The sequence below is a fragment of the Kocuria turfanensis genome, assembly GCF_001580365.1.
Lineage (GTDB): Bacteria > Actinomycetota > Actinomycetes > Actinomycetales > Micrococcaceae > Kocuria > Kocuria turfanensis.
Map to the genome: position 1 here is coordinate 2138894 of NZ_CP014480.1, position 14870 is coordinate 2153763.

General features: G+C 66.8%; 10 protein-coding genes and 1 pseudogene. 3 read left to right on the forward strand and 8 right to left on the reverse strand.

The annotated features are described in order from the left end of the window. Positions 1 to 35 precede the first annotated feature (35 nt). The 4 genes from AYX06_RS09930 to AYX06_RS09945 are packed head-to-tail and all read right to left on the reverse strand — an operon-like array spanning position 36 to position 6062. On the reverse strand, positions 36 to 1325 hold the full coding sequence (locus tag AYX06_RS09930) for a M20 family metallo-hydrolase (protein ID WP_062735631.1): 1290 nt from the start codon (positions 1323 to 1325) through the stop codon (positions 36 to 38). After that, the gene (locus AYX06_RS09935; RefSeq protein WP_062735632.1) at positions 1322 to 3037 is read right to left on the reverse strand and encodes an amidohydrolase; all 1716 of its coding nucleotides are present in this window, start codon (positions 3035 to 3037) and stop codon (positions 1322 to 1324) included. The genes AYX06_RS09930 and AYX06_RS09935 overlap by 4 nt, the downstream gene beginning before the upstream one ends. Beyond that, a complete protein-coding gene (locus AYX06_RS09940) occupies positions 3037 to 4677 on the reverse strand; it encodes a thiamine pyrophosphate-dependent enzyme (RefSeq protein ID WP_062735633.1) in 1641 nt (546 codons plus the stop codon). The genes AYX06_RS09935 and AYX06_RS09940 overlap by 1 nt, the downstream gene beginning before the upstream one ends. A 32-nt stretch (positions 4678 to 4709) precedes the next feature. Further along, a complete protein-coding gene (locus tag AYX06_RS09945) occupies positions 4710 to 6062 on the reverse strand; it encodes an MFS transporter (protein ID WP_062735634.1) in 1353 nt (450 codons plus the stop codon). Positions 6063 to 6227: 165 nt separating this feature from the next. On the opposite strand from AYX06_RS09945, the gene AYX06_RS09950 reads away from it, so the two are divergent. Continuing rightward, the gene (locus AYX06_RS09950; RefSeq protein ID WP_062735635.1) at positions 6228 to 7415 is read left to right on the forward strand and encodes a helix-turn-helix domain-containing protein; all 1188 of its coding nucleotides are present in this window, start codon (positions 6228 to 6230) and stop codon (positions 7413 to 7415) included. Positions 7416 to 7428: 13 nt separating this feature from the next. Here AYX06_RS09950 and AYX06_RS09955 read toward each other — a convergent pair whose 3' ends face one another. The 3 genes from AYX06_RS09955 to AYX06_RS09965 form a co-directional block, all read right to left on the reverse strand. Next, positions 7429 to 7629 carry a CoA transferase gene (locus AYX06_RS09955; protein WP_062735636.1) on the reverse strand — a complete coding sequence of 67 codons (201 nt, stop codon included), beginning with the start codon at positions 7627 to 7629 and terminating at the stop codon, positions 7429 to 7431. Positions 7630 to 7695: 66 nt separating this feature from the next. Beyond that, positions 7696 to 8811: an NAD(P)-dependent alcohol dehydrogenase gene (locus AYX06_RS09960; RefSeq protein ID WP_147017785.1), complete on the reverse strand. Its 1116-nt coding sequence runs from the start codon at positions 8809 to 8811 to the stop codon at positions 7696 to 7698. Between the two features lie 14 nt (positions 8812 to 8825). Further along, positions 8826 to 10106, reverse strand: a complete 1281-nt coding sequence (locus AYX06_RS09965; RefSeq protein ID WP_062735637.1) for an MFS transporter — start codon at positions 10104 to 10106, stop codon at positions 8826 to 8828. 559 nt (positions 10107 to 10665) lie between these two features. Here AYX06_RS09965 and AYX06_RS19275 point away from each other — a divergent pair. Both AYX06_RS19275 and AYX06_RS09970 read left to right on the forward strand, forming a co-directional pair. Beyond that, complete coding sequence (locus tag AYX06_RS19275) at positions 10666 to 12714, forward strand: KAP family P-loop NTPase fold protein (RefSeq protein WP_084271557.1); 2049 nt, start codon at positions 10666 to 10668, stop codon at positions 12712 to 12714. 50 nt (positions 12715 to 12764) lie between these two features. Beyond that, positions 12765 to 13839: pseudogene (locus AYX06_RS09970) on the forward strand (IS630 family transposase). Positions 13840 to 13917: 78 nt separating this feature from the next. On the opposite strand, the gene AYX06_RS19280 reads toward AYX06_RS09970, so the two are convergent. Next, on the reverse strand, positions 13918 to 14862 hold the full coding sequence (locus AYX06_RS19280) for an HNH endonuclease (RefSeq protein WP_232319284.1): 945 nt from the start codon (positions 14860 to 14862) through the stop codon (positions 13918 to 13920). Positions 14863 to 14870: the final 8 nt, after the last annotated feature.

The window sequence follows — 14870 nt, forward strand, 5'->3', positions numbered from 1 at the left end:
CGGCCGCGTCCTTTTCCAGGGCGAGCGGGCGGGGGCTACGGTGCGACGAAGTCCCCCGCCACCACGCGGCCCGTGAGCTCGGTGAGCAGGTCCAGGCCGGCGAGCATGTCCGCGTCCCGGGTCAGCTCCCTCTCGTTGTGGGTGATCCCCTCCACGCTCGGGACGAACAGCATGATGGTGGGGACGAGATCCTTCAGGTTGGTCGAGTCGTGCCCTGCGAGGGTGCGCACGATGCCGTGGCTCAGCCCCAGTGCGTCGGCGCTGGCTGCGGCGAGCGCCATGCCCGCCTCGTCGTAGGCCTTGGACGCCCAGGTGTGCTCGGCGCCGCGCTCGACTCTCACGTTGGCGCTGCGTTCGATCTCGCCGATCCGGCGGTGCAGCTCCGCATCGGCCGCGGCGAGCACGTCCGGATCCGTGCTGCGCACGTCGACCAGCAGGTTGACCCGGCTGGCGACCACGACGGGCGAGTTCGGGAACACGGTGAACTCGCCGCAGGACGTGATGACCATGTGCTCGTCGTCCGTGAACCGGTCCGCGACCTCGCGCGCCGCGACGACCAGCGCGGAGGCGCCGAGCAGCGCGTCGGCGCGGTCCGCGATCAGGGTGGCCCCGGTGTGGGCCTGCTCCCCGTGGACCACGAACTCGTACTTGTTGGCGCCCCACGTGGATTCGACCAGCCCGATCGCCAGACCGTCGTTCTCCAGGGACCGGCCTTGTTCGATGTGGATCTCCAGGTACGCGGCGATGTCGAGGGTGAAGTCACCGTGGGTGCCGATGGCCCGGAGTGCTTCGCGAACGCTGACTCCGTGCGGGTCGGTCGTGGCCAGCGCCTGCTCGGCGGGGATCTTCCCGGTGAACACGGAGCTGCCCATCATGGAGGGCTTGAAGCGGCAGCCCTCCTCGTTGAACCAGTTGACGACGGCGATGTTGAACTTCGGCGCGGACGGCGCCTCCCCGCCGTTGCTGCCCCGGGCCTCGGCCGACAGCCGATCGCCGAGTCGGATGCCGGCGTGCGCGCCGGCGAGGACCCCGTAGGCGCCGTCGAAGCGGCCGGCCAGCGGCTGCGAGTCCAGGTGGGATCCGATCGCGATGTAGGGGGCACCCGGTACCAGCTCCAGCAGGGCGAACTGGTTGCCGATCTCGTCGTAGTGGACCTCGAAGCCGTGGCCCTCGACGAGTCCGCGGAACCAGCTGCGGGTCTGCCCGTCGGCCACGGTCCCGGCCTGGCGGTCCACTCCTCCGCCGGCGGTGGCGCCGACGGTGCTCATGGAGCGGAAGTCGGCGAGAAAGGCCCGGTCGTAGGCGGAAGAAGTGGTGTCGTTCATCGGGGGGCTCCGTTCGTGGCTGCCCCGGCGGCGGTCGTGACGGCGGGGAGGTCCAGGGCGTGGTGGGTGAAGTGGCCGCCGACGATCGTCGCCAGCACGTCCAGGGAGCCGATGTCCCCGGCGGTCAACGGCGATCCGGAGAGCACCGCGAAATCAGCCAGCTTGCCGGCGCGCAGGGTTCCCTTGTCCGTGGCGGTTCCGGTGGCGGCGGCGGCCCACGTGGTGTACGTGCGCAGCGCCTCCTCGGGGGTGAGGGCCTCGGCGGGCGCGCCGGATGCGGCCGTCCCGCCGAGGACGCGGCCCTTCTCGGTGCGCCGGTCCACCCACGACTGCATGCCGCGGCGCACGTTGTTGTCGGCGACCGGCAGGTCCGAGCTTCCGGCGAGGACCGCGCCGGCGTCCACCAGCGAGCGGCCCCGGTAGAGCCAGCTCTCGCGGTCCGGCCCGACGAGCTCGGCCATCTGGTCCCCCAGCGGGCCGATGAACGCGGCCTGCGGGGTGACGGCGATCCCCGCCTGGGCGACCAGCGCCACCTGCTCGGGGCGGGCGATGCCGAAGTGCTCGATCCGGTTGGGCAGCGCGTTGCGCCCGTATTTGTCCTGGCATCCCACGATGATGTCGGTCGCGAGGTCGATTGCGGCGTCGCCGATGGCGTGCAGCGCCACCGGCCAGCCCGCCCGGTAGGCCGCGGCGACGCGCTCCCGGAAGCTCTCGGCGTCGTCGAGCAGGTAGCCGTGCTGGTGCGGATGTCCGCAGTAGTCCTCCGTCACCGCGGCGGTCGCGCCGAGCAACGAGCCGTCCAGGAACACCTTGACCGGGCCGAGGGACACCCAGTCGTCGCCGAAGCCCGCCGGCAGTCCGAGGTCCAGGCCCAGGCCGGGGCCCTCGCCGTGCATGTCGGCGTCGGGCGCGCCCAGTGGCCGCAGCACGTCGAGCGTCGGCATCAGCTGCGCACGGGCGTGCAGCCGCCCGGCCCGCCGTGCGGCCTGGTACGCCTGCAGCTCCACGGGGCTGTGCCCGATCCAGCCGCCGCCGATTCCGGCCTCGGTGAAGCTCGTGATGCCCTGGGCCGCGTACCGCGCGGTGGCCTCGTCGAGCGCCTGGACGATCTGTTCCACGGAATAGGGCAGCAGGAGACTCTGGACCAGGGACTGGGCGGACTCCTCGACGACACCGGTCGGCCTGCCGTCGGGTCCTCGCAGCACGGCCCCGCCCACCGGGTCCTCGAAGTCGGGGGCCAGCGCGCCGACGAGCCGGAGCGTCGCCGTGTTGGTGATGGACAGGTGCCCGGAGACGTGGCGCAGGTAGAGCGGGCGGTCCCCCGTGATCGCGTCGAGGCGCTCGATGTCGGGAAGGAGCCCGCCGTGGTGCTTGTGGTTGTAGCCGGTGCCGTTGATCCACGCCTCCGGCTGGTCCGCGAGTCGTTCGACTTCCGCCTCCAGCAGGGCGTAGATCTCCTCGAGTCCGCGGGCCGGTTCCAGGTCCACGGCGGACAGGCCCAGTCCCCACCACGTGGTGTGGCAGTGGGCGTCGATGAAGCCGGGCACGACGGCGGCCCCGCCGAGCGGGACGGTGAGTTCGGCCGTGCAGCCGTCCAGTTCCTCGTCGAATCCCACGATCCGGCCGTGCAGCACGCCGACGCGTCGGGCGCGGGGGCGGGCCTCCTCGAGGGTGATGATGTCGGCGTCGTCCAGGATGAGGTCGAGTTTCATCAGGCGGTCTTCCTTCCGGAGCCGTTCGCGGACGACGGCGGCATGGTGGCCGGATCGGCCCTCAGGTGCAGCAGCGCGGGCAGGTCGCTGGCCAGGGCCCGGTCCAGCGCCGGGCCGAAGTCCTCGGTGGTCTGCACGTACTCGCCGAATCCGCCGTAGGCACGCATGCCCGCGGCGAAGTCGGGATTGTCCACGGACGTGCCTGACGGCCGTCCCGGGTAGTGCGCGCGCTGGTGCTGCGCGATGGTGCCGTAGATCCCGTTGTCCACCACGATCACCAGCGGGGTCCCGCCGTGCGCCCGGCAGACCGTCAGTTCCTGCCCGTTCATCAGGAAGTCGCCGTCGCCGCAGATCGCGACCACCTGGCGTTCGGGGAACACCAGGGAGGCGGCCACGGCCGCCGGGACGGCCGCGCCCATCGCGCCGTTCCGGGGGCCCACGAGCGAGTTCGGGAGGTGGTGGCCGAGGAAGCGGTGGCCCCAGAGCGTGGCGTTGCCGGCCCCGTAGGTCACCACCCGTTCCTCGCCCAGCCGGGCGTCGAGGACGCCCATGGCGGTGGAGAGGTCGACGCCGTCGCAGTCCTCGGGTTCCGGATGCGCGAACCGCCGCTGGTCGGCGGCGAGCGTGTCCATCCAGTCCCGGGAGCGTGTTCCCCGGGCGCTCGAGGGATCCGGCAACGCCGCCACCCAGGCGCGCGGGGTGGCCGCCACCTGCAGGTCGATGCGTCCGGCGTGGCCCCGCGCCTCGGCGTCGGGGACGACGACGATCGTCCTGGCCCCCAGCCCGTGGCGGTAGCCGTCCGTCAGGACGTCCGTCCGGCCGCAGCCCACGAAGATCAGCAGGTCGGCCTCGTCGAGCCGGGCCGCGAGCGTGTCCGCCCGGCCGTAGCCGAGCCAGCCCGCCCACGCGCCCGAGCTGTGGGGCACGGCGTCGTACGCCCGCCAGTCAGCGGCCACGGGGACGTGCGCGGCCTCGGCCCAGGCAGTGAGGTCGGCTCCGGTCGATCCCGTCCAGCCGTCGCCGCCGACGACGATCAGCGGTCTCGCGGCGGCCCGCACCGCGGCCGCCGCGTCGGCGGCCTCGTCCGCGGACACCCGGGAGGGGCCCGTTCGGCGCGGTGGCACCGGGGACGCGTCGGTGAGGCGGACCAGGACGTCCTCGGGGAGCCCGACGACCACCGGACCGACGCGGCCTGTGGCGGCCGTGTGCATGGCCTCGGCCACCACCTCCGCGGCGCGGTGTTCGTCGTCGAGCACCATGACGCGCTTGGCGGTGCTGTCGAACCAGGCGGTGAGGTCGAACTCCTGGAAGGACTCGCGCCCGCGGTCCGCGACGGGGATCAGGCCGACGAACAGGACCAGCGCCGTGGCGTCCTGCCACGCGGTGTGGACGGCGATCATCGCGTTCGCGGCGCCGGGGCCGCGGGTGACCATCGCGACCCCCGGCACCCCGCCCAGGCGTCCTTCGGCGAGGGCCATGAAGCCGGCCCCGCCCTCGTGGCGCGCCACCACGGTCTCGATCGGGGAGTCGTAGAGCCCGTCGAGGACGTCCAGGAAGCTCTCGCCGGGCACCGAGTACACACGGCGGACGCCATGGGCCTCGAGCTGGCGGACGATCAGGTGGCCGGCTGACTGGGACATCGTGCTCCTGGTTCGCTGGGCTTCGGGGGCGGCTAGTGCTTGTAGCCGGGCAGGTCCACGCTCATCCGCGGGGCAATGGCGCCTGCGACCGCCGTGAACAGCGACAGGAAGACCAGCATGGCGGCGGCGGGCCACCAGTGGTTGCCGGCCCCGGCGACGAACGCCGTGGCGAGCAGCGGAACGAAGCCGCTGACCATCCCGGCGGTGTTCTGCGCGAAGCCGACCCCGGTGTATCGGGTGCGGGCCGGGAACAGGCCGGTCAGCACGGTCCCGGAGGCCGCGTACGGGAAGGACAGCGTCGCCACGGCGAAGACCATGCCGGTCACCACCAGGACGTCGTTGCCCGATGCGATCATCAGGAACGCCGGGACGGCGGACAGGGCCGAGACGATGCCGCCGTAGATGATGACCTTGCTGGCGCCGAAGCGCTCGGCCAGGCGGCCGCCGGCGATCAGGACGGGGATCTCGACGACGGCGGCGACCATGCCTCCGAACAGCATCAGCGACGGGCTGTAGCCGAGGATGCTGACGCCGTAGTAGACGACGAACGCGGTGACGAGGTAGAAGCCTCCGACACCGAGCATCGCCGCGGCCATGCCGATGATGATGTGCTTCCAGTGGTGGCGGATCACCGCGCGGATCGGGGCCTTCTCCGTCTCACCGGACTCCATGAGCTCGGCGAAGACCGGGGACTCGTCCAGGCGGCTGCGGATCCACAGTGCGACCAGCAGCATCGGGAACGCGGCCAGGAACGGGATGCGCCATCCGAAGTCGTTGAAGTTCTCCTGCGAGAAGAACAGCGTCATCAGGAAGAAGCCGCCGGAGGACAGGATGGTGCCGATCGGCGAGCCGATCTGCGGCAGCGCCGCATAGCGGGCGCGTCGCGCGAGCGGGGCGTTCTCGACCACGATCGTCATGGCTCCGGACCACTCCCCGCCGACGAACAGACCCTGCGCCACGCGCAGCAGCACCAGCAGGATCGGGGCTGCGATGCCGATGGCCGCGTACGTCGGGAGCAGTCCGATGAGCCCCGTGATGATGCCGATGCCCACGATGGTCACCATCAGGGTCTTGCGGCGGCCGATCCGGTCGCCCATGGCGCCGAAGAACATCCCGCCGAGCGGACGTGCCACCAGGCCGACGCCGAAGGTCGCGAAGGACGCGAGGGCGGCCGCCGTCGCGTTCTCGTTCGCGAAGTACTGGACGTTGAAGATCAGCGCTGCGGCAGCGCTGAAGAGGAAGAAGTCGTACCACTCCATGGCGGTGCCGACGAGGGCGCCCATGGCGACCTTGGTCGCCTCCTGGTCGGAGATCTGCCGTGTGGCCCCGGCCTCGATGTTGCCTCTCGGGGTGAGACCTTCCTGCGTTTCCGTGGGGTTGTTCATGGGTGCCTCCGCACTCGGTGCCGACTCGGGGGTGGTGACCACGGGGGTCATCAGGTCCCCGTTGTGGTGGTGCCATCCAGCATGACCCAGTGAGCAACGCCACCCATCGCTCGATCTAAGTGGATTTCCCGCCCGGAATTGTGCAACTGCCCATAAAATGCCGCTGTGAGCACCAATCTTTCGTCATGGATTGCCGGAACCGAGGGGAGTCCCGGCGATGAGCGCTGGGATGCGCTCCTGGACCAGCTCGACGTCGAACGCCTGAGCGACCTCTTCCTCGAGCGGCTGCTGCGCATCGAGGACTACGCGACCTCGGCCCTGCCGGTCAGTGAGATCCGGCGCACGGCGTCGAGGTCGTTCGATGCGCTGCTCCGGAGCCTGCGCCACGACGCCGACGCCCGTGCCATGGAGGAGGTCCGCCTGCGGCAGGCGATGGACGTGGGTGTGTCCAGGGCGCGGGCCGGCATCCCGATCGAGTCGCTGATGACGGCGATCCGGCTGGACTTCTCCATCCTCTGGGCCGAGCTGACGCGACTGGCGGCGGACGACGACGCCGCGCTGCTCGTGCGGCACACCGAGACCGTCTGGCACGTCGTCGACTCCTATGCCAGCCAGACCCAGGCCACCTACGTGGCGGAACGACAGCGCATGCTCTCCGAGGCCTCGTCCATCCGACAGGGCTACGTGGCCGCCATCTTCGGCCAGGACCGGCCGGGCCCGGAGATGCTGGCCCACATCGCCGCGGAGATCGGCGTCCCCCAGGACGGTCCGCTCGGGGTCGCGGTCGCCCTCCGCGAGGACGCCCCCGCGCTGCGCGTCGCCGTCGCCCTGGCGGCTCGCGCGGGAGGACACGTGCTGACGCACCCGGTGGCGGACGGGCTGATCGCGTTCTGGCCCGTCGACGGGGAGCACGGCTCCGCGGCCACGGAGACCACCGAGTGCCTGCGCGGGTCGCGGTGCGGGCTGGTGGAGCGGACGGCGGGGCTGGCCAGTCTCACGGTCGCGGCCCGCTTCGCCCGCGAGCTCGCGGCGGTGATGGAGGACGCGGACGTCGGCGCGCTGACGCTCGAACGGTCCTGGACCCGGATCGCCCGGAAGCGCCTGGCCGAGGCGGGGATGTCCGTGGCGTCCGACGTCGAGGAGGCGCTGGACCGGTGTGGACGGGTGGAGCGCGAACGGTTGGTGGCCACCGTCACGACGTACCTGGCGACCGGGAGCGTCGCCGAGTCCACCCGGCGGCTGTTCTGCCACCGCAACACGCTGATGAACCGCCTCGGGAGGTTCACCGAGCTGACGGGGATCGACGTGACCGTCCCGAACCAGGCGGCGCGCCTCGTCGTCGCGTGGTCCTGACGGACCGTTCTGTTCAGGTCGAGAGGGTGTGCGGCTCCCCGATCAGCTGACGGGCGATGAAAGCGTAGCCGGGCAGGTCCCGTCCACCGGCCGCGCCGAAGCCCGTGATCGATACGTAGACGAGCCCCGGGTTCTCCGCGGACAACTCCGGGCAGCCCAGGCCCAGCCGGTCGAGACCGCCGGGCTTGCAGTTCTCCACCAGGACGCCCTCCATCTGGCTCCGTCCTTCCAACGACGTTGACGCTGATCTCTCCGTCTTCGTGCCCCTGCAGCGCCCGCGTTAGGCTCCCGCCACCCGGATCTGAATCTTCGTGTCGGTGGGCCGGCCCTCGGCGCCGCGCTCGAAGGCGGCCACGGCGTCGGCGAACGAATACGTGGCGCTGATCAGGACGCCCAGGTCCACCGCCGGGGACGCGGCGAGCTCGATGGCCCGCTGGTAGGAGTTCGCGTAGCGGAACACGGTCTCGATCCGCAGTTCCCGGGCCTGGGCGGCGGCGACATCCAGCGGCACCGGGTCCACCGGGATGCCGATCAGCACCACGGTCCCACCCGGCGCGGGGATCTCCCACAGGCCGCCGAAGACGTGCGGGCTGCCGCTGGCCTCGAAGACCACGTCCGCGCCCCAGCCGTCGGTGGCCTCGCGCACCACCTCGCCGAGGTCCTGGCGGGAGACGTCCACGGCGTGGATGGTCGGGTACGCCTCGATCTTGGCGAACTTCTCCGGCGCCACGTCCGAGATGTACACCCGGGACGCCCCGCTCGCGGCGGCGGCGATGGCCGTGAGCACCCCGATGGTGCCGGCGCCCACCACCACGACGACGTCGCCCGGCGCCAGGCCGGCCTTGGTCACCGCGTGCACCGCCACGGCGAAGGGTTCGATCAGAGCGCCCTCCTCCAGCGAGAGCTGCTCGGGCAGCCGATAGGTGAAGTCGGCGGGGTGGATGATCTCGGGCTGCAGGCAGCCGTCCACCGGGGGCGTGGCCCAGAACTGCACGTCCGGGTCCACGTTGTACATGCCCAGCCGCGCGGCGCGCGAGCGCGGGTTGGGGATGCCCGGCTCCATGCAGACCCGGTCCCCCACGGCCAGGTGGTCGACACCCTTCCCCACCTCCAGCACCGTGCCGGAGGCCTCGTGGCCGAGGACCATCGGAGCCTCGACGACGTAGGGCCCGATCCGCCCGTGCGTGAAGTAGTGGACGTCGCTGCCGCAGATGCCCACGGTGTGCACGCCGATGCGCACCTCACCGGGGCCCACCGGGCGCAGCCCCGGGACGGGCCGGACCTGAATCTCGTGCTGGCGTTCGAGGACGACGGCGTCCATGGGGCTCTCCTGGGTGTTCGAGGTCTTCGGTGCGGTGGTCGCAGGGCTCGTGGTGGTGAGCGTCGTGGGGTTCATGGTCTCAGGTCCTTTCAGGCCGCGACGGCAAGGCGCTCGCGGCGCGGCAGCATCCGGCCGGTCTCGGTGGTGATGCCGGGCTGGGGTGGGTGGATGAAGAAGGTGGTGACGGTGCCGAGGAGCATCAGGGCGGCGAAGACCCAGCACACTCCGACCGGGCCGAGTACCGGCAGCAGCAGGGTGGCGATGCCGGGGCCGAGGAACGTGGTCAGCCCGGAGGCGAGGTTGTGCGCGGAGATCGCCGCGCCGCGGTGCTCGGGGGCCAGGGCCGGGAAGATCGCGCCCATCGGGACGAACGCGGTGACGGACAGGGCGAAGATCACCGCGGCCACGACCATCAGCGCGAAGCTGGGGCCGAACCACACCGGGACGTAGGCGAAGGCCAGGACCGCGAGGGCCATGCCGCCGAAGCCGAACCAGCGCATCTGCCGCATCCAGCCGTAGCGGTCCCCGAGCCGGCCCCACACGATGTTGGCGCCGATGGTGATGGTGTTCATGATCGCCCAGAGCATCATCCACTCGGGCAGGGAGAACCAGGCCGCCCCGCCGATCTCGCCGGTGGTCAGGTACAGCGGCATCATCATCGGAAAGGCGTAGAGGGTGAGGTTGCACAGCACCCGGATGACCACGGACAGGGCGATCTGCCGGTTCTCCACGAGGATGGTCACCCCGCGCAGCAGCTCGCGGGTGCGCTCCGCGCCGTGCAGCTTCTGCGAGAGGTCGGTCTCGGGCGGGGCGCCGGGGACGAGGAAGGCGCACATCAGGGTGCCGGCCGCCACGAAGGGCAGGGACGCCCACAGGGTGGCGTACTCGCCGATGACCGGGACCAGGAGGCTGGGCACGTAGGCGCCCATCACACCGATGCCCAGGGAGAAGGACGCCCAGAACCAGCCCATGGCCGAGGCCAGGCGGCTGGGGTGCACCGACTGCGCGATGAGCACCACGAAGGAGTACATGAACAGCGGGTAGGCGACCCCGCGCAGGCTGTAGATGAGGATCGTGCCGAGCACGCTCTCCAGCCCCACGGTGAGGAACAGGACGTGCAGCACCATCCAGAGGACGCCGCCGAGGACCATGAGTCTCTTGGCGCCGACGACCTCGGCGAGCACGCCGGTGGTCCACGCCGAGATGGCGACCACCAGGCCGTAGACGGTGAATACGAGCCCGGCCTGGGTGGGCGTGAAGCCGCTCTCGACGAGGAAGCGGGACAGGAAAGTGAGCTCAAAACCATCACCGGTCATGAAGACGGCGAGGGCGAGATAGCCGAAGAGCAGGCGGCGGGGCATGCCGAACATGCGGGTACTCCTTCGTGGACACCAAGTGAAAGGCACCTGGCGAGCAGAAGAGCGGGCAGCCGGTGCGCGATGTCCTCAACGCTACGAAGGTGTGACGCGGGCCACTAGCCGATTAATTCGACGTGGACTGATACTTCTGCGCAGTCTACGAGGCGGGTCCTCTCTACCCAAGTCGCGGTCACGACCGCTGGGCAGAACTAAAGTGCGCTTCCGCAACGAGACGTACGGCATTCCAAAATCACCGATGCTGCTCCGCACGACATCAGTCGGGTGCCACACATCTCGGCAACGCCACAAGTGTTTAGTACACCCGGGTCTATATGCGGTGGGCACACATAGGGTGCTCGACCACCGGAACCTCTGATCACCACCGAGGTTCCCATCGGCGAGGCGTATTGCGACTTGCCGAGCGAGGTGGGCATCCTCGTGATAAAGACAATCGTAAGCCAATGACAGCAGAGTCCTAGATGCCTCAAAAGTGGGGCTAAAGTGGCTTCAGGGGAGGCAGGCGGGCCCACAGCGCGACACGGCAACGGCATGAGATTCTTGGAAGGGTGGAATGAAGGCCCCGAGTGACAATCCCATCAATGAGAAAAATGAGGACCTATTAAGTCGTGCGGACACTGCCGCACAGTTCGCGCGTCAAGTACTTAAGCATGACGCGAGTCAAGGTCTCGTTGTTGGCGTGTTGGGTCCATGGGGATCGGGAAAAACATCATTTCTGAATCTTGCCCGACCCCAACTGGAGAAAGCTGGCGCGGCACTTTTAGATTTCAATCCATGGATGTTTAGTGGGGCTGATCAGCTCGTCGACTCATTTTTTGTCGAGCTTGCCGCTCAACTCAAGCTGAAGGCGGGCCTTCCCGCCATAGGTAAGCTTGTAGAAGAGTACGGAGAGGTATTTTCCGGCCTGGGGTGGGTGCCTGTCGTAGGGACGTGGTTTGAGCGCAGCAAGGTAGCCACAACGCTTGTCGGGCGCCTCATGCAGTGGCGTGAAGAAGGTGTTGAGCAGCGTCAGGATCGACTTAGAAAGGCCCTGCTTGAGCTCGAAAAGCCGATCATCGTCTTTCTGGATGACATAGACCGGCTTTCCAGTGTAGAAATACGTGACGTATTCAAGCTCGTGCGATTGACGGCAAGCTTTCCCAATGTTACGTACATCGTTGCGTTTGACCGTACTCGCGTTGAGTATGCTTTGTCGGAAGAGAACCTTCGAGGTCGGGACTATTTGGAAAAAATTCTCCAGTTGGCTGTCGATTTGCCAGCGGTTCCGCCGGAATTGTTGCGAAAACGTACGATTGCTGCACTGGATGAGCAACTGCCAGAGGCTGCCTGGATTGACAGTGCCGATAATAACAGGTGGCCAGATGTCTATATGGAGATTATTAGTCCACTAATTAAAAACATGCGGGACGTGAGGCGATATGTTGCGTCTATGGGTGGGGCTATGGAGACCCTGGCAGGCAAAGTGGCACTGTCAGATATTCTTGGTCTCGAAGCAATCCGCATTTTCTTGCCAGATGTTTACTCTCATCTACACCTCTCTGCCCAGGCTCTTACCGCTCTTCCCTCGGATTGGCCGAAGGGGCAAGATTCGCCGGAGTATGTCGCTTATGTTGAGGAACTGATTAGAAGAGGTGGCGAACATGGGTCGGTCGTCGCTGCTGTTATCAAACAAATGTTTCCCGCCGCGCAACGCCACCTTGGAGGGTCGGCGTACGTACGCGGCTCGGAAAAGGAGTGGTTGCGAACGCGTCGTGTAGCCCACGAAGACATTTTGCGTCTTTACCTTGAAAAAGTTGCGGGTGCCTCGTTGACCGCCTTCGACCAAGCGCAGCGTGCGTGGGCAGTAATGGATGACTTACGGGGCATTAGCTCCGTCCTGAATGCAGTCGACCCGCAGCAATTGCCAGACGTTGTATCCCACCTAGAAGTTTATGAAGATGCGTTTGGCGATAATCATGTTGTTTCTGGGGTTGTTGCCCTCGCGAATCAATTTGAAAAATTGCCCGACCGGGATATAGGTGTTTTTGATATTCCGGACGAACTGATTGTTAGTCGTTTGATGTATCTAATTTTGCGTAAAGTTGAAGATGAGCAACGTCTTGCTGACATGGTCCGTGAAATTTTGGTTTATGTGCCGTCCTTGAACGGCCAACGGCACGTCTTAGACATTGTGGGGTACCGTGAAAACGCTGGGCATAGGTTAATTTCGCAGGACGCCGCGGCAAGTTTTGAACGAGCATGGCGGGCCGAAGTTCGTTCTCGTTCCGCCACTAACCTTTCGATGGAGCGCGAGTTGTTGCGTGTGGTCGTGGATGCTCAGAGGTCGAACTCCGATGAGCCGAACTGGCGACCTCCGGAGGACCCTGACTTGACCGTATCGATTTTGCAGTCGGCTGTGAGTCGAGCCCGGAGTCAAGAACTTGGAAAGCGTGCCATTCAATATGAAGACCGGCTTGCCTGGGATTCGTTAGTCAAAGCGTTTGGTTCACAGTTGGACTTGATCTGGCACGTTGAATTGGCGCGGGAGGTAAGGGGGCAGCAGCATGCTGAGCTCTTTGAGCTCGTCGACAAGTACTTGGGGGGATGGAGAACTGCAGACTAGTGGCCCGTCTGCGAACTGCTTGAACGCTTGTCGGGGTGGGATCATGGGTTATGGCAAACCATCCTGCGGCGCCGCTGCTATTGCGGGAAGGCGACCGGGAGAAGCCGCAGAGGCTGGTCCGGTCCACCTCGGTGCGCGCCGGGCTGGCCCAGCGGGCAAGGCTCGTGCTCCTAGCCGCCGACGGGGTCTCCAACACCGAGATCGCTGAGAATGTCGGGGCCACCCGCACCACGGTCATCGCCTGGCGGGCCCGCGACGACGCGGCCGGCATCGAAGGGCTGGCCGATCACGACCGGTCCGGGAAGCCCCGGCGGATCGACCACGGCGCGATCGTGGCCGCCACCCTGCGGCCGCCGCCGAAAAAGCTCGGGGTCACGCACTGGTCCTCCCGGCTGCTGGCCGCCCGGCTCGGGATCGACCACAGCACCGTGGCCACGGCCTGGCACGAGTACGGGGTGGCGCCGTGGCGGGAGGGCACCTTCACGTTCTCCACCGATCCGGAACTGGTGGCCAAGGTCGTCGACGTCGCGGGGCCCTACCTGGCCCCTCCTTCAGAACGCGGTGGTGTTGTGCCTGGACGAGAAGTCGCAGATCCCGGCCCTGGAGCGCACCTCCCCGGGTCTGCTGATGCAGCCTGGGAAGCCGGCGGCGCGCACCCATGACTACCTCCGGCACGGAATCTCGACCTTGTTCGCTGCCCTGGAGATCGCCACCGGCCACGTCACCGCCGCGAGCAAGCCCCGGCACCGGCGCCAGGAGTTCCTGGCCTTCCTCCAACAGGTGGCACGGGCCTACCCGGAGAGGGAGCTGCACCTGGTGATGGACAACTACGCCGTGCACAAGACCCCCGAAGTGAGAGCCTGGCTGGCGGAGAACCCCAGGTTCCGGGTGCACTTCACACCCACCTCGGCGTCGTGGCTTAACCTGGTCGAAGTCTGGTTCGGGATTATCGAGCGCCAGGCTCTGCACCGGGCCGATGTCGTCTCCGCGCCCGAGCTCAACGCCAAGATCCGGGCCTTCGTCACCGACTGGAACGAGCGCTGTCACCCGTTCGTGTGGACCAAGACCCGCACCGAGATCCTCAAGAAAGCCAACCGACCAACCACTTCAAAGACGGGCCACTAGAAAGGAAACAGGCGCATTAGGTATGCATTATTCCCATCCGAACTGAAGGACGCCAGCCAAAATTATCAGTTATACGCCCTAAGCGACTTCCCGGAAGCGAAGGTAAGCTTTTTCCAGCAGGACACTTGAAGGACGCTCTTTGCGCTGTTGGGGAAGGACCAAGAGCCGCTCTCCGTGACGCTCCTGCAAGCCATGCCGCAACATGGGTCCGTCAACTTCATTTAGAAGATCTGTTCGGATTTCCACGACATAATCCGGACGTATCCCCATGAATTTTCTATCATAGGCCGAGTGGTGAATCTTGCACAAAGATAACCCGTTGGTCACAGCGGCGATGCCGTCCTCGTGAGCGTCCGGCAAAATGTGAGCGGCATCCAACAATTCCACATGGTGGAGAGCACAAACGGCGCAGTGCTCGTCATAGGCCCTCATGACCATGGAACGGAACACTGGCTGGTGAAGTCGTTGACGAGCCATGCGCGCGGCATAGCGCTTTTCCACCACGCTCAAAGAGGGCCCCTCAGAGAAGATCTGCCCATCCCTGGATAGACGGTCCATATCGGCGACTTCGACCATGAACTGTTGTTCATCTGCTTCTTCGCCCACCAAGAAGACGGGGAAGACTGCCTGATAGACACCTTCCGCGACACCGTAGAACCAGATTAGAGGTAAACCCGCCTCCATGGCTGCTCGCAAGGCCCGATTGTCAGGGATGTCCGGCCCGCCATCTCGCCATTTATAGCGCATCAAGCCGTCGCTGCCTACGGCATCCTCGTAAGGCCGTTCCCTGCCCGGTTTCGTAAATTTCGTGGTGAATGAAAGCGCAGCACCAAAACTTGCAGGCTTCCAAATGCCCTTGTACCGGTTGCGGAGTGGAATTTTCGCACCATCATATTCAAATTCTTCAATATCGAGGTAGTACATTGGCTCTGCACCGTCGTTAGTGCGCATCGCCAACCACTCCATGGCCGCGTGGCGGAACTTCATCTCGTGCTCAAATGTCATGCGTGGAAAGGCAGCCATAAACGGAG